At 63.1% G+C, this 25,438-nt stretch carries 20 protein-coding genes and 4 tRNA genes; 3 read left to right on the forward strand and 21 right to left on the reverse strand.

Annotation, left to right across the window (positions count from 1 at the left end; all coding sequences use genetic code 11):
- Positions 1–115: 115 nt before the first annotated feature.
- Both carB and carA read right to left on the reverse strand, forming a co-directional pair.
- On the reverse strand, positions 116–3,412 hold the full coding sequence (carB, locus tag E4J93_RS01510; protein ID WP_147587720.1) for a carbamoyl-phosphate synthase large subunit: 3,297 nt from the start codon (positions 3,410–3,412) through the stop codon (positions 116–118).
- The gene (gene carA, locus E4J93_RS01515) at positions 3,405–4,799 is read right to left on the reverse strand and encodes a glutamine-hydrolyzing carbamoyl-phosphate synthase small subunit (RefSeq protein WP_147587721.1); all 1,395 of its coding nucleotides are present in this window, start codon (positions 4,797–4,799) and stop codon (positions 3,405–3,407) included. The genes carB and carA overlap by 8 nt, the downstream gene beginning before the upstream one ends.
- A 410-nt stretch (positions 4,800–5,209) precedes the next feature.
- Here carA and E4J93_RS01520 point away from each other — a divergent pair, with 410 nt between their 5' ends.
- Positions 5,210–6,103 (forward strand): pyridoxamine kinase, encoded by an 894-nt coding sequence (locus E4J93_RS01520; RefSeq protein ID WP_147587722.1) that lies wholly within the window; start codon positions 5,210–5,212, stop codon positions 6,101–6,103.
- Positions 6,104–6,216: 113 nt separating this feature from the next.
- On the opposite strand, the gene E4J93_RS01525 is transcribed toward E4J93_RS01520, so the two are convergent.
- The 15 genes from E4J93_RS01525 to E4J93_RS01595 form a co-directional block, all read right to left on the reverse strand.
- Positions 6,217–7,179, reverse strand: coding sequence for a hypothetical protein (locus E4J93_RS01525; RefSeq protein ID WP_255431864.1), 963 nt, complete (start codon positions 7,177–7,179; stop codon positions 6,217–6,219).
- 42 nt (positions 7,180–7,221) lie between these two features.
- Positions 7,222–8,991, reverse strand: coding sequence for an ABC transporter ATP-binding protein (locus E4J93_RS01530; RefSeq protein WP_147587724.1), 1,770 nt, complete (start codon positions 8,989–8,991; stop codon positions 7,222–7,224).
- Positions 8,992–9,362: 371 nt separating this feature from the next.
- A complete protein-coding gene (locus E4J93_RS01535; RefSeq protein WP_147587725.1) occupies positions 9,363–10,001 on the reverse strand; it encodes an NUDIX domain-containing protein in 639 nt (212 codons plus the stop codon).
- Between the two features lie 93 nt (positions 10,002–10,094).
- Positions 10,095–11,402, reverse strand: coding sequence for a phosphoribosylamine--glycine ligase (purD, locus tag E4J93_RS01540; protein ID WP_147587726.1), 1,308 nt, complete (start codon positions 11,400–11,402; stop codon positions 10,095–10,097).
- A 105-nt stretch (positions 11,403–11,507) separates the two neighbouring features.
- Positions 11,508–12,791, reverse strand: a complete 1,284-nt coding sequence (locus E4J93_RS01545; RefSeq protein ID WP_147587727.1) for an adenylosuccinate synthase — start codon at positions 12,789–12,791, stop codon at positions 11,508–11,510.
- Between the two features lie 121 nt (positions 12,792–12,912).
- Positions 12,913–14,319, reverse strand: coding sequence for a replicative DNA helicase (gene dnaB / locus E4J93_RS01550; RefSeq protein ID WP_187231556.1), 1,407 nt, complete (start codon positions 14,317–14,319; stop codon positions 12,913–12,915).
- Between the two features lie 573 nt (positions 14,320–14,892).
- Positions 14,893–15,417 carry a 50S ribosomal protein L9 gene (gene rplI, locus E4J93_RS01555; RefSeq protein WP_147587728.1) on the reverse strand — a complete coding sequence of 175 codons (525 nt, stop codon included), beginning with the start codon at positions 15,415–15,417 and terminating at the stop codon, positions 14,893–14,895.
- Positions 15,418–15,457: 40 nt separating this feature from the next.
- The gene (locus E4J93_RS01560; protein WP_147587729.1) at positions 15,458–16,450 is read right to left on the reverse strand and encodes a DUF2232 domain-containing protein; all 993 of its coding nucleotides are present in this window, start codon (positions 16,448–16,450) and stop codon (positions 15,458–15,460) included.
- 25 nt (positions 16,451–16,475) lie between these two features.
- Positions 16,476–16,742, reverse strand: a complete 267-nt coding sequence (gene rpsR, locus E4J93_RS01565; RefSeq protein ID WP_006235829.1) for a 30S ribosomal protein S18 — start codon at positions 16,740–16,742, stop codon at positions 16,476–16,478.
- A 72-nt stretch (positions 16,743–16,814) separates the two neighbouring features.
- Positions 16,815–17,282: a single-stranded DNA-binding protein gene (locus E4J93_RS01570; RefSeq protein ID WP_147587730.1), complete on the reverse strand. Its 468-nt coding sequence runs from the start codon at positions 17,280–17,282 to the stop codon at positions 16,815–16,817.
- Between the two features lie 66 nt (positions 17,283–17,348).
- Entirely contained in the window at positions 17,349–17,642 is a 294-nt protein-coding gene (gene rpsF, locus E4J93_RS01575) for a 30S ribosomal protein S6 (RefSeq protein ID WP_147587731.1), read from the reverse strand.
- 439 nt (positions 17,643–18,081) lie between these two features.
- Positions 18,082–19,389, reverse strand: a complete 1,308-nt coding sequence (locus E4J93_RS01580; RefSeq protein ID WP_147587732.1) for a DUF4013 domain-containing protein — start codon at positions 19,387–19,389, stop codon at positions 18,082–18,084.
- 42 nt (positions 19,390–19,431) lie between these two features.
- A complete protein-coding gene (locus E4J93_RS01585) occupies positions 19,432–20,013 on the reverse strand; it encodes a hypothetical protein (RefSeq protein ID WP_147587733.1) in 582 nt (193 codons plus the stop codon).
- 315 nt (positions 20,014–20,328) lie between these two features.
- Positions 20,329–20,421, reverse strand: a tRNA-Ser gene (locus tag E4J93_RS01590).
- Between the two features lie 50 nt (positions 20,422–20,471).
- A tRNA-Ser gene (locus tag E4J93_RS01595) sits at positions 20,472–20,562 on the reverse strand.
- A gap of 166 nt (positions 20,563–20,728) precedes the next feature.
- Here E4J93_RS01595 and E4J93_RS01600 point away from each other — a divergent pair.
- Positions 20,729–21,529: a trimeric intracellular cation channel family protein gene (locus E4J93_RS01600; protein WP_147587734.1), complete on the forward strand. Its 801-nt coding sequence runs from the start codon at positions 20,729–20,731 to the stop codon at positions 21,527–21,529.
- 170 nt (positions 21,530–21,699) lie between these two features.
- On the opposite strand, the gene typA is transcribed toward E4J93_RS01600, so the two are convergent.
- From typA to E4J93_RS01620, 4 genes are all read right to left on the reverse strand, one after another.
- Positions 21,700–23,529, reverse strand: a complete 1,830-nt coding sequence (gene typA, locus E4J93_RS01605) for a translational GTPase TypA (protein WP_147587735.1) — start codon at positions 23,527–23,529, stop codon at positions 21,700–21,702.
- A gap of 90 nt (positions 23,530–23,619) precedes the next feature.
- Entirely contained in the window at positions 23,620–24,087 is a 468-nt protein-coding gene (locus E4J93_RS01610; protein ID WP_147587736.1) for a hypothetical protein, read from the reverse strand.
- Between the two features lie 250 nt (positions 24,088–24,337).
- Positions 24,338–24,413 (reverse strand) — tRNA-Ala (locus tag E4J93_RS01615).
- Positions 24,414–24,474: 61 nt separating this feature from the next.
- Positions 24,475–24,551 (reverse strand) — tRNA-Ile (locus tag E4J93_RS01620).
- 254 nt (positions 24,552–24,805) lie between these two features.
- Between E4J93_RS01620 and E4J93_RS01625 the strand changes: the two genes are divergently transcribed.
- Positions 24,806–25,306, forward strand: coding sequence for a bifunctional nuclease family protein (locus E4J93_RS01625; protein ID WP_147587737.1), 501 nt, complete (start codon positions 24,806–24,808; stop codon positions 25,304–25,306).
- Positions 25,307–25,438 lie beyond the last annotated feature (132 nt).

Raw genomic sequence — 25,438 nt, forward strand, 5'->3', positions numbered from 1 at the left:
AAGAGGGGGCCGGCCCCCTCGCGTCGGGTGCTCGGAAAAGTGCCTGTCCCTAATCTGAGCGTCGGGGATATGTCCGTGCTCGGAAAAGTGCCTGTCCCTAATCTGAGCATGCCGGCTACGCCAGGTCCTGCAGGGCGATCGGGCTCATGCCGTCCGTCGCGTCCTCGCACGTGTGGGAGGCGCGCTCGGCCTCGAGGGCGGCCACGAAGGCGTTGGCAGCCGAGAGCGCCGTCACGCAGGTCACGCCGCGGCGCACGGCTTCGGTGCGGAGCTTGTAGCCGTCGCCGCGCGAGCCCGGGCCATAGGGGATGTTGATCATGAAGGCGATCTCGTCGCGCGCCACCAGGTCGAGCACGTTGGGATGCTCGCCGTTGCGCGGGCCGCTCACCTTCTCCACCACCTCGCAGGGAACGTTGCCGCCGCGCAGGACGCGTGCCGTTCCCTCGGTGGAGCAGATCTGGAATCCCAGGTAGCGCAGGATGCGCGCGACCGAGAGGATATGGCGCTTGTCGCGGTCGCACACCGAGATGAACACGCTGCCGTCGGCCGGCGTGGGCAGCGCGTAGTCGATCGCCAGCTGCGTCTTCGCATACGCCTCGGGATAGCTGCGCGCGATGCCCATGACCTCGCCCGTCGACTTCATCTCGGGGCCCAGCACCACCTCGGCGCCCGGGAAGCGGCCCCACGGCATCACGGCCTCCTTCATGCAGAACCAGTCGAGGGCGCGCTCGTCGCTGGGAAGCCCCAGATCTGCGATGCGCTCGCCCGCCATGATACGCGCCGCCATCTTGGCCAGTGGCACACCCGTCGCCTTGGAGATGAACGGCACCGTGCGGCTTGCACGCGGGTTCGCCTCGATCACGTAGATGGTCTCGCCCTTGATGGCGTACTGCACGTTCACCAGGCCGCGCACGCCCAGCGCCCGGGCGATGCGGCGCGTGGTCTCGCGCAGCTTCACCTGGAGCGACTCGGAAAACGAGAACGGCGGGATGCACGTCGCGGAGTCGCCGGAGTGGATGCCGGCTTCCTCGATGTGCTCGAGAATGCCGCCGATGTACACGTCCTCGCCGTCGCACAGGGCGTCCACGTCGGACTCGATGGCCCCCTCGAGGAACCGGTCGAGATACACGGGGTAATCGGGCGAGATACGGGCGGCCTCGGCCATGTACTCGCGCAGGTGCTCGGCATCGTAGGCGATCATCATGCCGCGACCGCCCAGCACGTAGCTGGGACGCACGAGCAGCGGATACCCGATGCGGGCGGCCACGGCTTCGGCCTCTTCGAACGAGGTGGCCATGCCCGCCGGCGGATACATGATGCCCAGGCGGTCGAGCACCGCGCTGAAGCGCTCGCGATCCTCGGCGAGGTCGATGGCGGTGGGCTGCGTGCCCGTGATGCGCACGCCGGAATCCTGCAGCATGCGCGCGAGCTTGAGCGGGGTCTGGCCGCCCAGGGTCACCACCACGCCGTCGGGACACTCCACGTCGATCACGTCCATGACGTCCTCATAGGTGAGCGGTTCGAAGTACAGGCGATCGCTCGTGTCGTAGTCGGTGGACACGGTCTCGGGGTTGCAGTTCACCATGATGGTCTCGAAGCCCTGCGCGGCCAGCGCGTAGCTCGCGTGCACGCAGCAGTAATCGAACTCGATACCCTGGCCGATGCGGTTGGGGCCCGCGCCCAAGATCATGGCCTTGGGCTTGGAGCACGGCGCCACCTCGTCCGGCGACACGGCGCGGCGCGCATCCTCGCCCGCTCGCATGAGGTTCTCGTAGGTCTTGTAGTGATACTGAGTCTCGCTCGAGAACTCGGCGGCGCACGTATCAACCGTCTTCATGCTGGGCAGCACGCCCAGGCCCTTGCGGTAGGCGCGCACGAACCGCTCGTCGCTACCCGTAAGGAGCGCGATCTCCGCGTCGCTGGCACCGTACTGCTTAAGCAGGCGCATCGCATCGGCGTCGATATCCTCCACGCGCAGGCCGCGCACGGCCTCGCGGACGGCCATCATGTCGGCGATGCGCGCCAGGTACCACGGATCGATGCGCGTGAGCTCGTGCACGCGGTCCACGCCCCAGCCGCGACGCAGCGCCTCGGCCACCGCGAAGATACGGTGCTCCGTGGGCACGCCCACCTGCTGCTCGACCTCGGCGTCGGAAAGCTGCGACAGGTCGTCGCGACCCGTGCCCAACAGGCCCGCGTGTCCGTCTTCCAGCGAGCGCATGGCCTTGCCAAACGCCTCCTCGAACGTGCGGCCGATCGCCATGACCTCGCCCACCGCCTTCATACGGGTGGACAGGGTGGTATCGGTTCCCTTGAACTTCTCGAAGGCGAAGCGCGGCACCTTCACCACGCAGTAGTCGATCGAGGGCTCGAAGCACGCCGGCGTGGCGCGGGTGATGTCGTTGGTGATCTCGTCCAGCGTATAGCCAACGGCCAAGCGCGCCGCGGCCTTGGCGATGGGGAAACCCGTCGCTTTGGATGCGAGCGCCGAGCTGCGGCTCACGCGGGGGTTCATCTCGATCACGATAAGACGCCCGGTCTGGGGATTCACGGCGAACTGCACGTTGGAGCCGCCGGTCTCTACGCCCACCTTCTCGAGAATCGCCAGCGATGCCACGCGCATGCGCTGGTACTCCAGATCGGACAGCGTCTGGGCCGGCGCCACGGTGATGGAGTCGCCGGTGTGCACGCCCATGGGATCGAGGTTCTCGATGGAGCACACGATGATGCCGTTGCCCGCATGGTCGCGCATGACCTCCATCTCGTACTCTTTCCAGCCGATGATGGATTCCTCAACCAGCACCTCGCCGGCGGGCGACAGCTCCAAACCCTGGCTCACGATCTCTACCAGTTCATCGGCCGTGTGCGCGATGCCGCCGCCCGCGCCGCCCAGGGTGAAGCTCGGGCGCAGCACGCACGGATACCCCACGCGCTCGGCGATGGCCAGCGCATCCTCCACCGAATAGGCGTAGCCGGAGCGCGCCACTTCCAAACCGAGCTCCGCCATGGCCTCGTTGAAGAGCTTGCGGTCCTCGCCGCGCTCGATGGCCGCCAAGTCGCAGCCGATCATCTCGACGCCGCAGCGATCGAGGACACCGGCCTTCGCCAGGTCGACGGCGGCATTCAGGCCGGTCTGGCCGCCCAGCGTGGGCAGCAGCGCATCGGGGCGCTCGCGCTCGATGATGCGCTCGATGAACTCGGGCGTGATGGGCTCCACGTACGTGCGGTCTGCCAGGTCGGGGTCGGTCATGATGGTGGCCGGGTTGGAGTTGACCAGCACGACCTCGTATCCGTCTTCCTTCAGGACCTTGCAGGCCTGGGCGCCCGAGTAGTCGAACTCGCACGCCTGGCCGATCACGATGGGGCCGGAGCCGATGACCAGGATCTTCTTGATGTCGGTACGCTTAGGCATGCTGGGCCTCCTCGCCAAACGTCCAACCGGCAAGGCGGTCGGCCGCGCTATCGATGTTCAGGTAATCCGCGTCGCCATCCATGAGATGCGAGAACGCGGTAAAAAGATAGTGCGAGTCGGTTGGCCCCGGCGCCGCCTCGGGGTGGTACTGCACGCTGAACGCGGGGACGTCCAACAGCTGGATACCCTCGGCGGTACCGTCGTTGAGGTTCACATGCGTCAGGCGGATGCGCCCGAAGCGCTCGTTCTCCACCACGGGAGCCACGCCGCGCTCCACCCAGAAGCGCAGGTCGCCGTCGGCGGGATGCTCCGTCACGCCTCCCGAGAGCTCCGGCACGAGCGCGCCCAGGCTGGGAAACACCAATCCGAACCCGTGGTTTTGCGCGGTTATCTCCACGCGGCGCGTCAGCAGGTTCATAACGGGCTGGTTGCCGCCGCGATGGCCAAACTTGAGCTTCTCGATCTGGGCGCCGGCGGCAAGGCTGATCATCTGATGTCCCAGGCAGATGCCGAACACCGGCACCGCGCCCAGAAGCTTCTGCACCTGCGCGTACGTCCCCTCGACGGCATCCGGGTCGCCCGGGCCGTTGGAGAGGAACACGCCATCGGGATGCAGGGCCAGCACGTCCTCGGCAGGCGTATCCCATGGAACGACCGTGAGGCGGCAGCCCGCCAGCGCGAGGTTCTCCAGGATGCCGCGCTTCACGCCGCAGTCGTACACCACCACGTGGTGGCATGCAGGCGCAGCGGGCGCCAGCGAGAATGCTCGCGAGGACGCCAGCGCCTCGGCATCGAGGTCGAAGGAGGCCTGACAGCTCACGGTTTCGACCAGGTTCTGCCCCACCAGGTCGGGAGCGGCGTCGAGCGCGGCGCGCAGCTCCGCCGCGGCGGCGAACTCCGTGGATACCACGCCCTTCTGGGCGCCGGTCTCGCGCAGATGACGCACGAGCGCGCGGGTGTCCACGCCCTCGATGGCCACGATGCCGTGGCGCTCGAGGTAGGCGGGCACGCTGGTTACGGAGCGCCAGTTCGAGGGCGTGCGGCACATATCGCGCACCACCATCGCCCGCAGCGCAGGCGCTGCCGGGGCGTCCGGCGCGCACGAGAGCTGCGCGTCCGCCTCGTCGATACCGTAGTTGCCAATTTGAGGATAGGTCATCGTTACGATCTGACCTGCATAGGAGGGGTCGGTCAACACCTCGAAATACCCCTCGAGCGACGTGTTGAAGCACACCTCGCCCACCGCCGTTCCGCTCGCTCCGCAGCTCCTGCCGTAGAACATCGTACCGTCGCTCAACATGAGGACGGCGGGCTGCGTCGCACCCTTGGTGGTTGCACCGAGCATGGCGGATGCAAGGGCGCTGCCCCTGCGATGATTCGCCTTCATAAGCATCTCCTTTTCGGTCTCTCCGTACCGGTTTAAAGGCCCTTTTTGGCTCGGGGTATTCTAGCCCATACTCCCTCTAATTGGTATGAGTATTCTTATTTATACAGAAATCGATTCGTAGTGCTACGTTATATACAAATGATATGGTCATTCTCTGGTATTTTCTCTACATTTCAAAGCATCCCGGCATATGCATGCATCCCATCGCATATCACGGGCCTCGTTGCTCGCATACAATGCATCATCAATCCCGCGCGCCGTCCCAGCTTGCGGGCGGACCAAGCGGGATATGACCAACCGATCGCCCCCAATCAGCTCGAACATCGAAATTCCCGTAGCGCCGGGCGCTAAAAGCACTATGCTTGAAAGCACGCTGGTCCATTAGTCCGCGAGAGAAAGAAGGCATCACCATGTCTACTCCTTCCAGCACCACCTCGACAGCCCTCTACGAGCGCACGGGCGCCTATATCCCCCGCGTCGCCGCCGTGCACGATATGTGCGGCTACGGGAAATGCTCGCTCGGCGTTGCCATCCCCGTGCTGTCAGCCGCAGGAATCGACGTGTGCCCCGTGCCCACGGCCCTGTTTTCGGCACACACCAAGTTCCCCCTTTTCTACATGCATGACACCACCGATATACTGCAGGACTACCTCGATGCCTGGCAGCACATCGGCGTCGAGCTCGACGGCGTGTACTCCGGCTTCCTGGGATCCGCCGAACAGGTCCACGTGATCCAGCGCCTCTACTACGACTATCCCGATGCGCTGCGCATCGTCGACCCCGTCATGGGCGACGCCGGCGAGATGTACCCCACGTACACCAAGGAGCTCTGCGACGCCATGGCGGACCTGGTCAACGGCGCCGACATTCTCACGCCCAACCTCACCGAGGCCTCTCTCCTCACCGGCATCCCCTACCGGGGACAGGATGTGGACCACGCATTCATCCAGCGCAACGTCGACGCCCTGCTCGAAATGGGCGCCAAGACCGTCGTCATCAAGGGCGTCGTCCATGAGGGCGAATCCGTCATCCGCAACTACTTCGCCGACGCCTCCATCGACGATGGCGCGATCCAGGAGGTCGAAAGCGAGCTGCTGCCCTATATGCTGCACGGCACGGGTGACCTCTTCGCCAGCGCGCTCACCGCGGCCGTCTATGCAGGGCGCACGCTGCGCGAAGCGGTCGAATTCGCCGGCTCCCTGGTGTGCGACGCCATGCGCATCACGCGCGAGCAGCCCGACTTCGAGGAGCGCGGCGTGTCGTTCGAGCCCACGCTCGGCCAGGTGGCGGGGCTGCTGGCCTAGCGGACGTCGCCGACGCGCACGCGCTGTGAAACAGCGCATCCTCACGACGAGAGCCCCTCGGCATATAGCCAAGGGGCTCTCGTTTTCATCTCCGTAGTACCAGGCAGGCGGTGCTAATTCCTACGCTCGGCTTCGGGAATCACATCCTGGATGTCCTTCTCGCGCGGGCCGCCGCGGAAGATCTCCGAGCCATGCAGCATGCGCTCGCGCTGCATCTCAAGACGCTCCTCCTGCACCTGATTCTGGGTGATACCGCCGCTCTCGATCAGGCTGCTCACCGAGTTGACCTGCTCCTGGATCTTGGAGGCCGTAGGCGCGTCCATGCCCACGATCTTGAGCTTCCAATCGATGTAGCTCGAATAGGGCGACGGCTCCTTGGTCCAGATGAACGTGAGGATGGTCTTTCGCGTGCCGGATGCCGGAATGAAGCCGAACATGCGGTCGTGTGCATAGCTTCCATCGCGGTTCACCAGCGCGCACACGTTGTATACCACGCGGTCGATCTTATCGTTGAGCAGGGCGTTGGTGGCCAGGGCGGCCGCCTGGATCTGGGAATTGGACAGCAGCTCGAGCTCGTTGGCAGAATCGGTATCGACCACCGTGACCTCAACTGTTCCGCTGCGCTCATCGGCCTCGTCTACATTGAAGGTCGAGGGGAACTGCGTAAAGCCCTTGCCCCATTCCACGCCGCTCTCCATAGCGTGCTCGACCGTGTAGCGGTCGACGTTCTCCGAGAGGTTGGCCGTGTTGAGACGACGGTTCACGCCGTAGACGATCTGCATGCCCAGCACGAAGAAGAGCACGCCGAAAATCACCAGCGCGCCGGTGCGCGAGATGGTCTTGCCAACGTTCGACCCCGAGGGGTCCTCTTCGGATAGCGGGTCGATGGCGGCTCGACGGGCACGTCGCGACCGCTTGTCGTTTTCCGCCAAGCCCGCCACGGCTTCGTCGCCGCCCCGCTTGCGGGCGCGGGCGAACAGGGAACGACGGCGCTCCCTGTTTTTCTTTCTATCGGGATCGAGCACGCCGGATTCGTCCAGCTCGGAAAAGAGCTCGACTACCTCTTCGTCGGTCATTTGATCCTTTTTCGCCATATTCTGCCTAACGTCTTGCTTGCGCTACGCCTCGTGCGCGCGCACGCCTTCAAACTGCATTCGATAGTAACGGGCGTACGTACCGCCGCGAGCGAGAAGCTCCTCGTGCGTGCCACGTTCCACGACCTTGCCATGTTCCACCGTCGCGATCTCGTCGGCGTTCTTAATGGTCGAAAGACGGTGCGCGATGATGATCGTGGTGCGGTCCGCCGCCAGGCGCTCGAGCGACTCCTGCACGGCGCCCTCGCTCTCGTTATCAAGCGCCGAGGTCGCCTCGTCCAGAATGAGGATCGCGGGATCCTTCAGGAAGACGCGGGCGATGGCAACGCGCTGCTTCTGTCCGCCCGACAGACGGCTGCCGCGCTCGCCCACCACCGTGTCGTACCCCTCGGGCAACCCGGCGATGAAATCGTGGATGTTCGCACGGCGGGCGGCCTCCTCGATCTCGGCGTCCGTTGCACCCGGTCGCCCGTAGGCGATGTTCTCGCGCAGCGTGCCGTCGAACAGGTACACATCCTGCTGCACCAGGCCGATCGCGCGGCGCAGGCTCTCCTGCGTGACCTCGCGGATATCCTGGCCGTCGATGCTGATGGAACCGGACGCCACATCGTAGAAACGCGGAAGCAGCGAGCACGTCGTGGACTTGCCGCCGCCCGACGGGCCAACGAGCGCGATCGTCTCGCCCGGCTTGATGCTCAAGCTCATGTGATCGATCACGGGGCGCTCGGATGCACCCTGCTCGGCGAGGTCGGCCTGATCATAGGAGAAGCAGACGTCGCGGTACTCGATAGCGCCGCCCGAAACCTGCAACGGGCGCGCGTCGGGCACATCCACGATATCGGGCGCCGTAGCCAGCACCTCGTCCATACGACGAAAGCCCGCGATGGCCTTCTGGAACATCTCGGTCGAGTTGACGAGCGTCTCGATGGGTCCGGTGAACAGGCTGATGTACAGCGCGAACGTGGCCAGGTCGACGGCGGTCATCCGCTGCGTCGCCACCAGATAGCCGCCCAGCAGCACGATCGTGAGGTAGTGCACCGCCGTCATGCAGGCACTCGTTGCCTGATAGGCGCCCATCGCGTGGTACTGCTTGATCTTCGAATCCAGATAACGGTCGTTCGCCACGCGGAACTTCGCGCGCTCGGTGTTCTCGTTGGCAAACGACTTCACCACGCGCATGCCGCCAAGCGAATCCTGCAGCTGCGAGTTGACCTCAGAGATCTTCGTCCGGTTCTCGGCAAACACCTCGCGCATGCGGAAGTTCTGCCGAATCATGATGACGACGAACACCACCGTCACCACGGTAAGCGCAGCCGCCAGCGGGCTCGAGATGGTAAACAGAATCGCCAGCGCGCCCACGATCTTGATACCGCAGATGATGATCCACTCGGGCAGGTGGTGCGCGCCCTCGCAGATATCGAACAGGTCGTTGACCACGCGGCTCATCATATCGCCCGAGCTATGTGCGTCGAAGTAGGCGAAGCTGAAGCACTCGTACTGGTCGAACAGGTCCTCGCGCATGCGCGACTCCATACGGGCGCCCATGATATGGCCCTGCGCCGAGACGAAATACATGCACGCCGTTCGAATCACGTACATGATTCCCAGGCCGATACCCAGGTAGACGAGCCCATCCATGATGGCGGACCCGCTCTGCGTGAACAAACCGCCCGTAAGCGCGCGCAAAATGATAGGAAACGCCAGGTCGATACCCGCGTACGCAAGCGCACACAGCGTATCTGCTATAAACAGCCCCCTCTCGGGTCCATAGTACGACAAGAATCGCTTAAACATGTACACCTTCCCTCGTATCGTGCCGGAGGGCGGACGGGTGGGCCCTCCGGGCTGGTCCTCGCTACGCTGTGGGAAAGCCCGGCGGGCCCTCCCGTCCGACCCCCGGCCCGCAACTCGTCTCAATCAGAAATGACCCGCTCGTACCCGCCCCGAGCGAAGCGAGGCTGGCGGTTCGACCAGAAAAACCCCACGAAGCCGTCCCGAGCGAAGCGAGCCGGACGGCAGCATCCCTTGCAACAAGAATGAGTGAACGAGCATCTTCCGAAGGGAGGCCTCGGTGCGGGCGGGCGGCTGGTCCGTGGGGGCTTTCCCGCAGCGAAGCGAGGACCAGCCCCCACGGACCAGCCGCCCGCCCGCGAGCGCAGATCTTCCTACAGTCGATGCGAGACTGCATCGAGGGCAAGGGCGCCCACGACGGTCTTTGCATCTTCGATCTTGCCGTCGAGGACGGCGTCGATGAGCTCGGAGAGCGGCACCAGGTCAACGTTCACGAACTCGTCGTCATCCGGAGAGGCGCCATCGAACTCGAGCTGCGTCGCAAGGTAGATATGGATCAGCTCGTCGCTAAAGCCGCAGGACGACGCGATCGTCGTGAGATACCGAATGCGGCGCGGCGTGAAGCCGGTCTCCTCGCGCAGCTCTCGCTTGGCACATTCCAGCGGATCCTCGCCCGGATCGAGCTTGCCGGCGGGGATCTCCACCGTCACGCGGTCGAGCGCGGTGCGGTATTGGCGCACCAGCACGATCTTGCCGCTATCCGTAAGCGCCACCACCGCGGCGGCACCCGGATGGCGCACGATATCGCGCTTCGAGCGGCGGCCGTTCGGCAGCTCCACGTCCAGCGAGCGCACATCCAAGATCTTGCCCTGGTAGGCCATATCCTCGCCCAGGATCTTCTCATGCAGCTCGGCATCGCGCGGATCCTCGTCGCCCAGCACCAGCATGGGCTCGCCACCCGCGAGCTCGTCATCCCCTTCGATGACCTTGGCCTCGCACTCCTCGTTGCTCATCGCATAGCTCCTCTCGCACGCAAAAGACGCGCTCCGCCCGGCCGTAGCCATGGGGATGCGCGTCTCGCTCATCTCATTCGTATGCCGGCGCGCTTAGGCGTCCCAGGCATCGCGGCCGCGCAGGGCGCGCAGGCCGATATCGCGGCGAAGCGTCTTGCCCTCGAACGCGATCTTGTCGCACGCGGCGTACGCCAGGTTGCGAGCATCCTCGAACGTCGCACCCAACGCGGTGACGTCGAGCACGCGGCCGCCGGAGGTCACCAGCTCGCCCTCGTCGTTCACAGCCGTACCGGCATGGTACACCGTCACGTTCTCCATGGCCTCGGCATCATCGATACCGGTGATGACCTTGCCCTTCTCATACGAACCCGGGTAGCCCGCGCTCGTAAGAACCACGGAGACCGCCCACTCGTCGCGCCATTCAAGCTCGACATCGCCCAGGCGCTGCTCCGCACACGCGAGCATGACCTCGACCAGGTCGCTCTTCAGGCGGGGGATCAGCACCTCCGTCTCGGGATCGCCGAAGCGTGCATTGTATTCGATGACCTTCGGGCCCGCCGGCGTGAGCATGAAGCCGCCATACAGGCAGCCGCGAAAATCGATACCCTCGCGCTGCGCCTCGGCGATGGTGTCATCCAGGATGCGGCACATCGCGGCATGCTCTTCATCGGTCACGATGGGCACGGGGCTGTACACGCCCATACCGCCCGTGTTGGGACCCAGGTCGCCCTCGAGCGCGCGCTTGTGATCCTGCGAGGTCGCCATGGGGCGCACGACCGTACCGTCCGTGAAGGCCAGCAGCGTGCACTCGGGACCGGTGAGCATCTCCTCGATGACCACCGTGCTGCCGGCGTCGCCGAAGGCGCCGTTGAAGCACTCGTGCACCGCGTCCAGCGCCTCATCCAGCGTGAGGGCAACCACGACGCCCTTGCCAGCCGCCAGGCCGTCGGCCTTCACGACCACAGGAGCCCCCTGCTCGCGCACGTAGGCGAGCGCCGCCTCCTCGTCCGTAAAGGAACCGTACGCGGCCGTGGGGATACCGGCGCGGGCCATGAGCTGCTTCGAGAAGAGCTTGGAGCCCTCCAGCTGCGCGCCCTCGGCGCCCGGGCCGAAGCACGGGATGCCGGCGGCGCGCACGGCATCGGCCACGCCGGCAACCAAAGGCGCCTCGGGGCCGATGACAACCAGACCGCAGCCGGTCTCGCGGGCGAAATCGGCAACGGCCTCGGCGTCAGCCTCGTTCAGCGAGACGTTCTCGCCAACCTCGAGGGTACCGCCGTTGCCGGGAGCGATGTAGAGCTTGCCGCAGCGCGGGGACTCGGCAAGCTTCGCAGCCAGCGCGTGCTCACGGCCGCCGGCACCCAGCAGCAGGATATCGATCGTGTTCTCGGATGCGCCCATGCGTCCTCCTTATACACGCGCAGGCCCCAAGGGGCCCGCGCACTTACACCAATCGCTCGGCATCGCGATGCCCAGCGTCATGAACTTATACGTGCGCGCGTGGACCTACCAGCTGCGCATGATGGTCTGCTCGCGGTCGGGACCAACGGCCACGATCGAGATGCGGGTCTTGGCGAGCTTCTCGATATAGGCCACGTAGTCGCGCGCCTCCTGGGGAAGCTCGTCGAACGAACGGCAGCCCGAGATGTCGCACTTCCAGCCAGGCAGCTCCTCGTACACGGGGACGGCCTTGGCGAAGCGGGCCTCGTGCTCCGGCACCGTGGTGTAGCGCTCGCCGTCAACCTCGTAGGCCACGCACACCTTGATGGTGTCGAACTCGGAGAGCACGTCGAGCTTGGTGAGCGCGATATCTGTAAGGCCGTTCACGCGGGCGGCGTAGTTGGCGATGACGCCGTCGAACCAACCGCAACGACGGCGACGGCCGGTGGTCACGCCGTACTCGGCGCCCACCTCGGTGAGCACGCGACCCGGGCCGTCCTCATAGGGCAGCTCGGTGGGCATGGGGCCGGAGCCCACGCGCGTGATATAGGCCTTCATGATGCCCAGCACGCGATCGACGTTCTTCATGCCAACGCCCGAACCCGTCACGGCGCCGCCGGCGGTGCAGTTGGACGACGTCACGAACGGATAGGTTCCGTGGTCGATGTCGAGCAGCGTTGCCTGGGCGCCCTCGAACAGGATGGACTTGCCAGCCTCCACGAGGTCGTTCAGCAGGATGCCCGTCTCGCAGATATAGGGGCGCAGACGCTCGGCCATGGGCAGGTAGGTCTCGCAGATCTGCTCGACCGTATAGGTGGGCTTGCCATAAACCTTACCCAGCAGCGCGTTGGCGCGGGCCAAGGCCACCTCGAGCTTGGAGCGGAAGACCTCTTCGTCCAACAGGTCCTGCATGCGCAGGCCAACGCGGGCCATCTTGTCCTGGTAGCAGGGGCCGATGCCGCGCTTCGTGGTGCCGATGTTGGCAGCGCCGAGGGACTCCTCGAACGCACCGTCAAGATCCATGTGATACGGCATGATCACATGCGCGTTGCCCGACACCTTCAGGTTTGCCGTGGAGATGCCGTCGTTCTCGAACATATCGATCTCTTCCAGCAGCACCGCGGGGTTCACCACGCAGCCGTTGCCGATCACCGAGATGCAGTCGGGATACATGATGCCCGAGGGAACCTGGTGCAGACCATATTTCTTGTCGCCCACCACAATCGTGTGGCCCGCGTTGTTACCGCCCTGATAGCGTACGACGCAGTCGAAATCCGGCGCGATAAGGTCGCAGATCTTGCCCTTGCCCTCGTCGCCCCACTGGGTACCGACCAACACTGCCGACGTCATGACAACTCCTCATAGAATCGAATGAACGGAGGCATACCCTCCAACGTTCCTATTATAGTTGGCGGCGCGCCCAACGCGGCGCTCACACCGTATTTGCGTTATTCGCCGGATAGCCATTCGGCTACTGCTCGTCCGCATGCTCGTTCAGTTCGTAGAACTTGGTCGAGGACGGCAGGAACACCAGGTCGACGTCGCCAATCGGGCCGGAACGGTTCTTCGCCAGCACGATACGCGTGATGCCCTCGGGCGGACGGTCGTCGCGCGTGGCCTCCTGCTCGGAGCTGGAACGGTCCAGGAACATAACGATGTCGGCGTCTTGCTCGATCGAGCCCGATTCACGCAGGTCGGAGAGCTGCGGGCGCTTACCGGTTCGGCTTTCCACCTGACGCGACAGCTGCGACAGCGAGATCAGCGGAATCTTGAGCTCCTTCGCCATGATCTTTAAGGCGCGGCTCATCTCGGACACCTCGACGGCGCGACTCTCGGCGCGGCGGCCGGCCGGAGGGCTCACGAGCTGCAGGTAGTCCAGGATTACGATAGCGCGCTCCTTGTTGTGCAGCATACGGCGCGCCTTCGCTCGAATCTCCGTCACCGTGGTGCCGGGTGTATCGTCGATCAGGATGTCGAGCTTCGACAGCTCCTGCGTCGCCTCGTTGATGTTCATCCACTCCTGCGGAGAGATGCGGCCCGTGCGGAAGTGAGACATATCCACCTGCGCGTGGGCGCAGATGAGGCGCTGCGCGATTTCCTTGCCGGACATCTCCAGGGAGAAGAAGCCGACGGTGTAACCGGCTGCAGCCGCGTTGAGGGCGAGATTCAACGCGAACGACGTCTTACCGACGGCAGGGCGGGCGCCGATGATGACGAGCTGGCCCTCGCGGAAACCCATGAGCATGCGGTCCAGGCTCGGATAACCCGTCGGGACACCCTGGGAGACGCCGCCCGCGGCGCAAACCTCCTCGGCCTCCTTGTACGCTTCGACCATGAAGTCGGTCAGCGGCTTGTACGAGCTGCGGACTTCGCGCGCAGTCACCGACAGGAGCATGCTCTCGGCGCGCTCGATAACTTCCTTGGTGTCGGTGGGCGCGTTATACGCCAGGGCGTTGATCTGGTTGGTGGCGCCGATGATCTCGCGCAGCATGGAATCGCGGCGCACGATACCGGCGTGGTGCTGCCAGGTGGCGAGCGCCAGCGTCTGACCCATGAGCTCGAGGATATACGCCTCGCCGCCAACCGCCTCGAGCTTATCGATCGAGCTCAGGTAATCCGAAAGCGTGATCGCATCGATAGGGAGGTTGCGATCGTACATATCGTGCATCGCCATGAACAAGGTCTTATGCGCAGGGCGATAGAAGTCATCGGGCAGCAGCTCCACCAGCGCCTCTTCTACCACCTCGCCAGATAGCAGCATTGCAGATAGGACGCGCGCCTCGGCCTCTATGTTGTTCGGAGGGGTGAGCTGCGCCCCGCGCTCAGAGACCGACCCCGATCCCCACGCTCGGTCGCCCCGTTCACTCATCAGCTCCATGCGGTACTCCTTATCAGCTGTCGACCATACGTTTTGAAGGTCTTTCGTTAAGAGAACAGTCAACTGGCAAGCATGTCAAGTCCATAGCCACCAGCTTCTACCTGCGGTTTTAGAACTCCACAGCAAGCTGTAGAAAACTCCAATACCGTTCTCCTGCGCAAATGCTAGTTTTCCACGTTTTCCACAATTTTTTACCGAGTTCAAAATAGTTTTCCACAGGCTGATGGCGCATCGATAATTCGCAGCCGTTGCTCAACCATAACGCGGCGCTTACGAACGCCAGTCCAAAGGCGTGATTATTTTCACAGGTAGATTGCCTGATATACACAGAGGGGCGCTTGGTTGCCCAACTCCTGCAGCACTCCTCGCAACAAAACTCGTACATGCACTTCATACGCCGTCGGCATTTCAACAGACGCCAACATGCGAACCTGTGGAAATCCACGCGCCCGCATACCTGCGTTCTTCACCGCCCAAAACGAGGTTGATAACCCGCGCCGAAAGCCCCGTGTCAAATAAAAAGAGCCCGACCCATCAGGGCCGGACTCTTTATGCAGCACTGCTTGCAAGCAGTTACTCGGCAGCAACCTCAGCGTCAGCGGCGACCTCGGCGGCCTCGGCGGCCACCTCGGTCTCCTCCTCGACCTCTTCGGCGGTAACGCCGACGAGGACGGTGACGGTGGCGCGGATCTCGCGATACAGCGAAACAGCAACCTCGTGGGAGCCGGCGACCTTGATGGCCTTACCCAGCTCGACACGCTTGCGGTCAACCTCAACGCCAAGCTGATCCTTGATAGCATCAACGATCATAGCGGAGGTGACGGAACCAAAGAGGATACCCTCGTCGCCAACCTTGGCGTCGACGACAACGGACTTGCCCTCGAGGGTCTCCTTGAGCGAGTTGGCGTCGGCAATGCGGACGGCCTCACGCTTCTCAATGTTGTTGCGACGCTCCTCGAGCTGCTTCAGGTTGCCCTTGGTAGCCGCAACGGCGAGCTTCTTCGGGAAGAGGTAGTTCTCGGCATAACCCTGAGCGACGTCTACGACGTCACCCTCGCCACCCTTGCCCTTGATCTCACCCAGAAGAACGACTTTCATGAGATCTCCTTGTTACATGCACCGTGTAATCGGCGCTTTCTTACGAGTTTGCCTGAGCGTGTGAAGAACCCCGATCAAGTTTTCGGAAGTTCGCCCACACGTCGATCAGGCCAACGATGCTCACGAAGAAGAACATCGTTTCAAGCCAAATAGACAGAACGGTCAGCGCGGTGCGCCCAAAACATCCCAGGCGCCAGCGGCCCATAAGATGCAGGACAACGCCAAACCCCTGGAGTACAAAGATGATGCGAACGCTCAACAGAACGGTCGCGCTCACCGTAAGCACTGCCTGAGACCCCGGGAACCCGGCCGCGGATGCTCCCAGTCCAAGCACAGATAGCGCCAGGACGGCAACAGGCCACAAGGGCATGTCGAAACGAGCAATGACCGGCATCCTCGCCACACCAGTGGTGCGCGCACCCATAAGGAACGAGCCGATGGCTGCAGCGAGAACATCAGATACAGAGGAGACAACGTACACGAAAGGCCAGATCGCCATAAACAGCGGCTCGAGCTGGCGAGCCATAAGCTCAGCCTGAACTCCGCCGCCGGCGGCCTCGACCACCCCGTCCGACATCGCACCAAACATGCTCTGATACACCTCGGAGACCGTGGTGCCCGCCATCATGGCAAAGCCCGCTTCGACCCCCAGGTTCATAAGGGTGAGCAGTACAACGAGCACGCTCACGCCCGTAACGTTCGCACGATGGGTGCGCATGAGCCACACGGTGCCGGCGACGCTCGCAAACGTCATCGCCACCATCGCGGCGTATGCCGGTACGGCAACAGCCGACCCGACCGCGATGATGGCGGCGACGGCAGCAGCAAGGAGAAATCCCTTGTTGCCCTGCGCCTCGACCATCTCTCGCATGCCGTACGCCGTCATCACGACTCCGAAAAACGGAACCATGGTGCCGGCCACGAAGCCGAGTGCGAGCCACACCATACCCGAGAGCAGGCGTGGATCGCGGCCCCTCATCGGACTGGGAATCGACGTGCGGTCGATTCCCGTCCCGCTCTCCTCGTTCACCATCTATCTACTCAGGCCCGAGGAATTCCTAGCCGCGATCGCGGTTGCCGCGGGAGGAAACCACGGGAACGGTGTACGGCAGGAGAGCCATCTCGCGAGCGCGCTTGATGGCGTTCGCGATGTCGTGCTGATGCTGCGTGCAAGCGCCAGTGACGCGACGGGGCTTGATCTTGCCACGATCGGTCATGTACTTACGGAGAAGCTGAGTATCCTTGTAGTCGATGAACTCGGTGTTCTCCTTGCAGAACTGGCAGTACTTACGACGCGGCTGACGTGCAGAAAAATCATTAGCCATGTCAAAATACCTTTCGCTTGGCGAGTTGCGTCAAACGCGCCCCGCCGCTCACTAAATCAGGTGAATATCCCGTTAGAACGGAATATCCTCATCGTAAACCTCGGCCACCGGAGCCACCGGGGCAGGCGCAGCGGGAGCACCCATCGGAGCGGGCTCATAGCCGCCCTGACCATATGCGGGCTGACCGTAGCCGCCCTGGCCTCCGCCTTGCTGGTTGCGAGAGAGGAACTCGATCTCATCGACGATGACCTCGAGCTTGCTCCGGCGCTGACCGTCACGCTCCCAGGAGCTGTAACGGAGCTTTCCCTCGATTGCAACCTTTGCGCCCTTAGAGAGATAGCGGCTCACAGCCTCTGCCCGGGTACCGAACATCGTGCAGTCGACGAAGTTGGGGTAATCCTCCCACTCGCCATTCTGGGGATTGCGACGGCGGTCGTTGACCGCCACGCCAAAAGACAGCACCTGAGTGCCGCCCGCGGTGGCGCGCATCTCCGGATCGCGGGTGAGATTGCCAGAAATATTGACTCGGTTGATGCTCATTCGTAACTCACTACCTCTCGCGCCCGCATAGCAATCAGCTTGCCATGCGGCGTCCAAAACAAATTCTTACTCCTGGTCGTCGCGACGAACGATCATGTGACGAACCACGGCATCGGTGATGCGCAGAACGCGGTCGAGCTCGGCGATCTGGGTAGGATCTGCATGGAAGTTGATGAGGGTGTAGTCACCTTCGGTGAGCTTGTTGATCTCGTAGGCGAGCTTGCGCTTGCCCCACTCGTCAACGTTGTCGACCTTGCCGTTACCCTCGGCGATCGTGGTATCGATGCGCTTCATCACAGCGAGACGAGTCTCGGGATCGAGAGCGGGGTCAACAAAAAACAGCAGTTCATAAGCCTTCATTTGGTCACCTCCTCCGGGCATAAGGCTCCGGGTCGTGAAGGTGCGCCCGAAGCAGGAAAGGACTGGATAACTATAGCCGCTGCGTTGGATCCGCTCAAGTTCGCGCAGCTCCGCACCGCAGTACCTCCATAATTACCAGCGCTCTCTCCACCGATGCCTATGGCCTGCCGCCATCCTCTCATGCGGCGCGACCACCTTGAAACGCGCTCGCTAACAAATATCCCCATTCGACCCTACATATCGATAACAACGCAGCTCGCTCTTGCAAGAACGCCATAGACTAGACACAACCCCGCGCGAAGCCCCCGCATTTCTCCATAAGCGGGCGACACACGAGGATGCAGCGCGCTGATCGTCCCCCTATAGCACGGTGCCTCCCTCACCAGAAGAGCGTCGCTCGTTCCTGGGAAGGGAGGTACCATACGGTTATGCCTGCGTGCTATTCTTCCTCGGTTGGCTCGTCGGATCCATCTTCATCATCGGCATCCGCGGGCTCGCCAGCAAACAGCTCGCTCACCGGCGGCAGCAAGATCGGTCCGTGCGCGGAGTCGGCGGGAGCGAGAGCATCACCGGATTCGACAGGCGACTGCTCGACGGCCGGCCCCTCATCGGAAGCCTCCACGGCCTCGTCCACGATAGACGAGGTCGCGTCGGCGCAGCCCGCATCCTCGCGCGGCGCATCCTGGACATCCTGGCCGGACGCGCACGCGTCGCCGCTTCGCGCTGCCGACGCCTCTGAACCCGAGCCCTCGGCGTTCCGCTCGAGCTCGACAGGAACATCGGGGGCCGCAGCCTGCTGCGGCGACGGAGCGGATGAACCGTTCGCCGGATGCCGCGGAACGCTGAAACCCTTGGCAAGCGGCACGCCATCAGGAAGCGGTGCCGACGAGACACCCCAGCGCGGCAGATCGAAACGCACGAACCACTGCCCCGTCGCGTTGATCGTCACCAGCTGCATGGCGGTCGAGATCGCACCGCCCACGAACATGGCTACGACGGCAAGCACCACAACGAGCAGAAGGACGGCGGGCCCCATGCCCAGCAGGGCCTGGACGAGAGCGCGCTCCACACCGTGGCCCATCATGCCGGCGCCGTATCCATAAGCCATCACGCCAGCGGCACCGCCCATAAACACGATGGCCGCCAGGATGCTCAGCACCATCGAATACAGCCAATTCACCAAACCGGCAAGCAGCGATATCACGTAGACGCGCATGAAGCCGCCCAGATCGCTCGAGATCATCTGGAAGATCCTGTCGAGTCGCCAGCCGGCAGAGAAATCGTCATACACCGTCGCGCGCAGCGACGCCACCATGATGAACGTGCCCATCAGCATGTTCACGACCTCGCATACCACCGCGACGACGCCGGCGCCGCCCATGGCGCCAACAAGCGCGATGTTGCCCAACACGCTACCGGACGTCCCAAACAAGCCCAGCGTACCGGCTTCGATGCCAAAGATGAGCGATTCGATGATGCTCAGCGCGATGTTGACGGCCAGCGAAATCACGAAGGCACGGCCGCCCGTCGTCAAGATCTTGCCGTAGTCAACACCCCGCTGCTTGGGAGCCGAATCGACGCCCCAGGCCGTAAGCCGCGCCCACTCGAAGGCGTAACCAAGCAGGACGATCTGCCCCAAAATGGGAATCCAGCCCACCAGCGTAAGAACCAAGATGGGTTTGATCCATCCCTTGTCCCGCGTCAGCATCTTCCACGATGCCTGAAAACTCAAATCATGTGCGAGCATGATGCTCCTTCCCCGTATGCTGTCCCTCGTGGCCCTCGATCGCTATTCGGGGGTCGCGTCCGAATGCAGTTCCAAGCCCAAACCGTCCAAGCTGGCGCGCTCGCGCTCGGCCTCCAAGGCAACCAGACCGGACACGATCGGCTTGGTGCCCGACGGATACAGATGCGATGCCTGTCCCACCGAGTAAAACGTCGGCGCGAACGCGTACGCACCCTCCCCGCGCTCATACGGCTGCGCCAAAAGCGCAGCGGTAACCTCCCCGCGACGAGCCGTCTCGCATACGATTGCATCTTCCCGGCCCGTTGCCAGGTCGACGTAGCCATCGTACGCCAGAACGTACGCCTCGGGTATCTCGCGGGCGAGCAAAGTCCGCACCGATTCGTACACGTCCCGGGGGTCCTCGCCCGGGTGGCCCGCGACCTCGAACCCGTCAGACGTGCACAGAATGGTAAACGGGACCATTGCGCCGTCATGCATAAGGCATGAACGCGAGTCCGCGAACGCATGCTCGAGCGCCGTGCGCTGATTATCCGTGAGCATCAGCTCGACTGCGGCGTCGGCAGCGGACGCGGTATCGGTAGCAGCGCCCGCGCAAACGGCGTCATCGATTCCCTGCTCGTCCATATGGCCTCCTCACCTCTTGCAACCTCATCCCGCACCATGCTGGCGCGTTGCCTTGAAGTGTAGCCGCTCCCACCCGGGCACAAACACGGGACGCCGAGCATTTAAGCCGCAATTAAGTCGTCTTAAGCCATTACATATGAATGGAGGAGGAGGGATTCGGGGCGGCTGCGCCGCCGACCGCTGCGGGCCTGGCGGCCCTTGCGCGCTTCGCTGGCAAATGCTCAGCGCATTTGCTCAGCTTCGCGCCCTTCCGGGTTCGAATCCATGCAGCGGCAACAAAAAGCGAGCCGCGCGGGCTCGCTTCTTAACCTCAAATGGCGGAGGAGGAGGGATTCGAACCCTCGTACCCGGGAACACCGGGTAAACGGTTTTCGAGACCGCCGCATTCAACCACTCTGCCACTCCTCCGTTGGAGTAAAAACATGGCGCACCACAAAGGACGCGCCATGAGAGTTAACTGGCGGAGAGTCAGGGATTTGAACCCTGGAGACGCTTTTGGCGCCTACACGATTTCCAATCGTGCTCCTTCGGCCACTCGGACAACTCTCCGTTAAATGCGAAAGTTATTGTACCGTAAACGGAGCGGCGTGCAACGGAAAATTTCGAACTATCAAAAACTTTTTTTGGAGCGCGACCCGTCGCAGCACAACAGGCGAGTAAGATAATCCCGCGCGCGTACCATCCACCGAGCTGCGCGCGGGAAGGATCGCATGCCATGACCCCATTCGCCCTGCCAGTCATCGCCGCCGTCACCGTTACCGCCGGCGCCGCGGGGGAACAGGTCGCCGTACCCTTCTGGCTCGAGATGCTCGCCGTCGTCGTTGCCTCGATCTCGGGCAGCCTGGCAGCACGCGAGCACAAGCTCGACTATATGGGGGGCATCGCGCTGGCGGTGACCTGCGGCCTGGGGGGCGGTATCATCCGCGACGTCATCCTGCAGTGCGGAGACGTCTACATCCTCAACCAGCCGCTCGCGCTTCCCATCTCGATAGCAACCGCAACGTGCGCGTTCATCTTCCCCGATATCGTTGAGAAGCCCGACCGCCTCATCGCCGTGCTCGACATCTTCGCCGTCGGCCTCTATGCAGCCGTCGGCGCGGACAAAGCGATGATCTACAGCCTCACCCCCATCAACTGCGTCATGATGGGCTTTTTCACCGCGGTGGGTGGCGGCATGATGCGCGACGTTTTCCTGGGGCAGACGCCCGCGATCTTCCAGCGCGGAAACCTCTACGCCCTCGCTTCGATCGCGGGTGGAGCGACCTACGTCGCCCTGGTGCAGCCGCTGTGCATCTCCAAGCCGGTCGCCCTCGTCGCGTGCGTCGCCGTGACCATGGGCCTGCGCTGGCTTTCCCTGCGGTTCAACATCCTATCTCCCACCGAGGTTAACCTCTCCAAGGTCAAGGAACCCATCAAGAAGGTCGCCAGCAGCACCAGATCGCTTGGCAGCAAGGTCATCAAGCAAGCAGCGCCGGGGCGTCGCAGCAGCACCTCCCGGAAAACGCGCAAACACTAGCACGCGATCCAGCAATCGACTTGGGGACGCATCGCGCGTTCGCGCGGCATGGGCGCCCTGCAACCCCCGCACAAAAAGACGGGTAACTCGGATGTATCTCCAAGTTACCCGTCTCTCTCATCTAGATTCAGGACGCGCGGGAGGCGCATACCCAACCGCGGCGCGGGACCCTACTTCATAGCGCGGGCGGCCGCCTTCTTGCGGTCGATAGCGTTGAGCAGGCGCTTGCGCAGGCGGATATTCTTCGGCGTGATCTCGACCAGCTCGTCATCGACGATGTACTCGAGCGCCTCCTCCAGGGAGAACGTGCGCGGCGGCACCAGCTGGATGGAGATATCGGACGTCGAGGAACGCTGGTTGCCCAGGTTCTTCGTACGGGCGATGTTGACGACCATGTCGCCGGGCTGGTTGCGCTCGCCCACGAGCATGCCCTCATAGCACTCGGTGCCGGGCTCGACGAACAGGCTGCCGCGCTCCTGCAACGTACCCAGTGCGTAGGCAACGGCCTTCTCGGTGGTCATGGAGATCATGGCGCCGTTCTTGCGCGCGCCGATCTCGCCCGCGTAGGGGCCGTACTCCAGGAAGGTGTGGTAGAAGACGCCTTCGCCGTGCGTGACGTTGAGGACGCGGTTCTTCAGACCCATGATGCCGCGCGTGGGGATTCGGAACTCGATATGCGTGACGGTCGAGCCGGGCTGCATGTTGGTCATGGTGCCGCCCGCGTTGCCGAAGACCTCGATGACCTTGCCGGCGTACTCGTCCGGGCATTCCACGACGGCCTGCTCGATAGGCTCCTGCACGTTGCCGCCCTCGTCCTTCTTGAACAGCACGCGCGGGCGACCGACCTGGAACTCGTAGCCCTCGCGGCGCAGCGTCTCCATAAGAACGGAGAGGTGCAGAATACCGCGGCCCGAGACCTCGACGCCGCTCTTGTCGGGCAGCTCCTCGATGCGCATGGTTACGTTGTTCTCGCGCTCGGTGAACAGGCGCTCCTTCAGCTGGCGCGCGCCCACGATGTCGCCATCGCGGCCGACCAGCGGAGAGGTAGAAGCCTCGAAAACGATGGACAGCGTAGGCGGATCAATCTCGATAGGATCGAGCTCGACGGGGTTCTCGGGGTCGGTGTAGACGTCGCCGATATCGGTGCTCTCGATGCCGACCACGGCGGCGATGTCGCCGGCGCCCACTTCCTTGCACTCGGTACGGCCCAGATAGTCGAATGTGAAGAGCTGCTTGACCGTGGCCATGGCGCGCTCGCCGCTGTTCTTGACCACCAGGATGCTATCGCCCTGGTGAACGGTGCCCGAGAACACGCGGCCGATGCCGATGCGGCCCACGAAGTTGGAGTGGTCGATGGTCACGCACTGCATGGCAAGCGGGCCGTCCACATCGACATCGGGGGCGGGCAGCTCGTCCACGATCATGTCGAGCAGCGGATACATGTCCATGTTGTCGTCTGCCGGGTCGAGACGGGCATAGCCGTTCACGCCGGACGCGTAGACCACGTGCTCCATGGCAAACTCGAGCTGCTCATCCGAAGCGCCCAGGTCGGCCATGAGGTCGAGGCAGTCGTTGAACGCGCGCTCGGGGTCGGCGCCGGGGCGGTCGATCTTGTTGATGACAACCATGATGGACAGACCGGTATCGATGGCGTGGCGCAGAACGAAGCGGGTCTGGGGCATGGGGCCCTCGAACGCGTCCACGAGCAGCAGGGCACCGTCGGCCATGCGGAGCACGCGCTCGACCTCGCCGCCGAAGTCGGCATGGCCGGGGGTGTCGAGCACGTTGATCTTGATGCCCTTGTACTCGATGGAGATGTTCTTGGCGAGAATGGTGATGCCGCGCTCGCGCTCCTGGTCGTTCGAGTCGAGCACGCGGTCCTCGACCTGCTGGTTGGCACGGAATGCGTCCGTGGCACGCAGCAGCTTGTCGACCATGGTGGTCTTGCCGTGGTCGACGTGGGCGATGATGGCGATGTTCCTCAGGTTATCAACGCGCATGTATTGGTCCTCGTTTCAGTTGTAACGATAACGTATGAGAATTAGGCGGGCGGTAGGTTTTCCGCCGTAACCGCTCAATTTTAACCACTCTTAGACGAGGAGGGGCTCTTCTCCTGCAGGTTCAGGCTCGCTCCACATGAAGTTCTCGCCCTGGCCGATACCCTTCACCAAGGTGAAGGCGGAATACGCGCTGGGCGCGCCCGACTCGCCGAAGATCGTGATCAGGGCGTCGTTGTACGCGCCGTCCATCCCCTGCACGCAGCCGAGATAGAGAATCGCGTAACGCACGGCCCTGCCGACGCTATCCTCGGGCGAGCCGTTCTTCGCGGCATCGGACACGAACGTGCCAGCCGCTTCGAGGCACACCTCGTCGCCGTCCTCGGAAAACGCCACGGCCGCGCGATTGCCCTCGGCATCCTCGATGCACGCAACGACCCCGGGGTCTTCGCCTTCGGATAGCGAGAAGAGGAACTCGTCGATCATGTCGCACGACATGCGGTCCAATTCGGGCGAAACGAATCCCGGCTGTCCGGCCTGCTGCTGTTGTTCTGCGGCCATATCTCTCCTTGCACGCTGCTCATGGCAATCGCCCGCGGCGGTCCGCCGAGGGCGAGCATTCTTTACAATCATCGAAAACTATAGTGCATTGCGGCCGCGATACACGTCGACTACGTGCGGTTTATCCAGAAAGCACAGCCATCTTGCCACCGCTCAATTTAGGGACAGGCACCAATCTGAGCGGCGCGGGCCCATGCGCCGGGACTATATAAAAGAAAAGGCACCCTTGCGGATGCCTCATCAGATTTAATGGTGGAGGTTAGGGGGATCGAACCCCTGACCTCAGGCTTGCAAAGCCCGCGCTCTCCCAGCTGAGCTAAACCCCCAGTAATAAACACCCCAGCGGCGACTCTGCTCTCGCTGGGGTGTCTATTGCGAAAGAAAATGTGGTGGACCTGACAAGATTCGAACTTGTGACCTCCCGGTTATCAGCCGGACGCTCTAACCAACTGAGCTACAGGTCCTTTGCACTTGTCCTATAATACAGACGACCCCCTCCTCTTGCAAGCATGAATTTGAAAAAAGTTTTGATTTCTTTTGATTTGTACTTCTACCTGGTCTTTTACCGATTTGCACGTCAAGACGCCGTGTCTCTTTTCTATTGCAACCGTAAAAGGGAACGTTCTCGGCCCCGCCTTGTAAGCGATTGAGTACTATTGCTATCCGTCTTGAGCGAGGGCTCGAGACAACGACCCGTAGTCACTTTGGAGGCGCCCGCATGATTCGCGTCGATATCGAATCCATCATCATGGCCGCTGGACCCGTCCCGTCCATCATCGTCCTGCGCGAACGCAGCCACGACCAGATCGGCGAAGCCGACCGGCGCGCCCTTTCGATTCAAACGGGGTCATTCGAAGCGGCGGCCCTAGGACGCAGCATCGAGCATGTCGAGAGCCCGCGCCCCGTCACGCATGGACTCATGAACGATATCGTCGACAAGCTCGACGCGACCGTCGCACGCGTCGAGATCAACGACGTCGACGCCCCCGTCTTCTATTCCACTATCATTCTGTCCCAAGGCGGCAGCGAGGAGATCAAGGTCGATGCGCGGCCCAGCGACGCCCTCGCCCTCGCCGTACGCTCGCGCGCACCCATCTTCGTTGAGGACGACGTGATGAACCGCGCGGGGAGCACCGCCGTCCGCAGTGCGGAAAGCAACGAAGCCGAATTCGAGCGCTTCGATGAGTTCGTGCAGACGCTCTCGCCCGAAGACTTCTAAAAAGAGCGAAGCAGCAGAGCCAACCCCATGCGTCACAGGCGCGCCGCGCCCCATCCCGGGCGCGGCGCGCTTTCATTATGCCCCGAGCCCCGCGCCGTCCCCGCCGCCCGTGAATGACCCTGGCACACGGCG

It is taken from the genome of Collinsella sp. BA40 (genome assembly GCF_008014645.1).
Taxonomy (GTDB): domain Bacteria; phylum Actinomycetota; class Coriobacteriia; order Coriobacteriales; family Coriobacteriaceae; genus Collinsella.

Coding starts and splice junctions, on each gene's coding strand:
- purD (WP_147587726.1), bottom strand. CDS start 11,402: ATGGGCGCATCCGAGAACACGATCGATATCCTGCTGCTGGGTGCCGGC.
- rpsR (WP_006235829.1), bottom strand. CDS start 16,742: ATGGCTAATGATTTTTCTGCACGTCAGCCGCGTCGTAAGTACTGCCAG.
- E4J93_RS01585 (WP_147587733.1), bottom strand. CDS start 20,013: ATGGACGAGCAGGGAATCGATGACGCCGTTTGCGCGGGCGCTGCTACC.
- typA (WP_147587735.1), bottom strand. CDS start 23,529: ATGCGCGTTGATAACCTGAGGAACATCGCCATCATCGCCCACGTCGAC.
- E4J93_RS01530 (WP_147587724.1), bottom strand. CDS start 8,991: ATGTTTAAGCGATTCTTGTCGTACTATGGACCCGAGAGGGGGCTGTTT.
- carA (WP_147587721.1), bottom strand. CDS start 4,799: ATGAAGGCGAATCATCGCAGGGGCAGCGCCCTTGCATCCGCCATGCTC.
- E4J93_RS01545 (WP_147587727.1), bottom strand. CDS start 12,791: ATGACGTCGGCAGTGTTGGTCGGTACCCAGTGGGGCGACGAGGGCAAG.
- rpsF (WP_147587731.1), bottom strand. CDS start 17,642: ATGAAGGCTTATGAACTGCTGTTTTTTGTTGACCCCGCTCTCGATCCC.
- dnaB (WP_187231556.1), bottom strand. CDS start 14,319: ATGGAGCTGATGAGTGAACGGGGCGACCGAGCGTGGGGATCGGGGTCG.
- E4J93_RS01610 (WP_147587736.1), bottom strand. CDS start 24,087: ATGGCCGCAGAACAACAGCAGCAGGCCGGACAGCCGGGATTCGTTTCG.
- E4J93_RS01520 (WP_147587722.1), top strand. CDS start 5,210: ATGTCTACTCCTTCCAGCACCACCTCGACAGCCCTCTACGAGCGCACG.
- E4J93_RS01525 (WP_255431864.1), bottom strand. CDS start 7,179: ATGACCGACGAAGAGGTAGTCGAGCTCTTTTCCGAGCTGGACGAATCC.
- E4J93_RS01570 (WP_147587730.1), bottom strand. CDS start 17,282: ATGAGCATCAACCGAGTCAATATTTCTGGCAATCTCACCCGCGATCCG.
- E4J93_RS01580 (WP_147587732.1), bottom strand. CDS start 19,389: ATGCTCGCACATGATTTGAGTTTTCAGGCATCGTGGAAGATGCTGACG.
- E4J93_RS01560 (WP_147587729.1), bottom strand. CDS start 16,450: ATGGTGAACGAGGAGAGCGGGACGGGAATCGACCGCACGTCGATTCCC.
- E4J93_RS01625 (WP_147587737.1), top strand. CDS start 24,806: ATGATTCGCGTCGATATCGAATCCATCATCATGGCCGCTGGACCCGTC.
- E4J93_RS01535 (WP_147587725.1), bottom strand. CDS start 10,001: ATGAGCAACGAGGAGTGCGAGGCCAAGGTCATCGAAGGGGATGACGAG.
- E4J93_RS01600 (WP_147587734.1), top strand. CDS start 20,729: ATGACCCCATTCGCCCTGCCAGTCATCGCCGCCGTCACCGTTACCGCC.
- rplI (WP_147587728.1), bottom strand. CDS start 15,417: ATGAAAGTCGTTCTTCTGGGTGAGATCAAGGGCAAGGGTGGCGAGGGT.
- carB (WP_147587720.1), bottom strand. CDS start 3,412: ATGCCTAAGCGTACCGACATCAAGAAGATCCTGGTCATCGGCTCCGGC.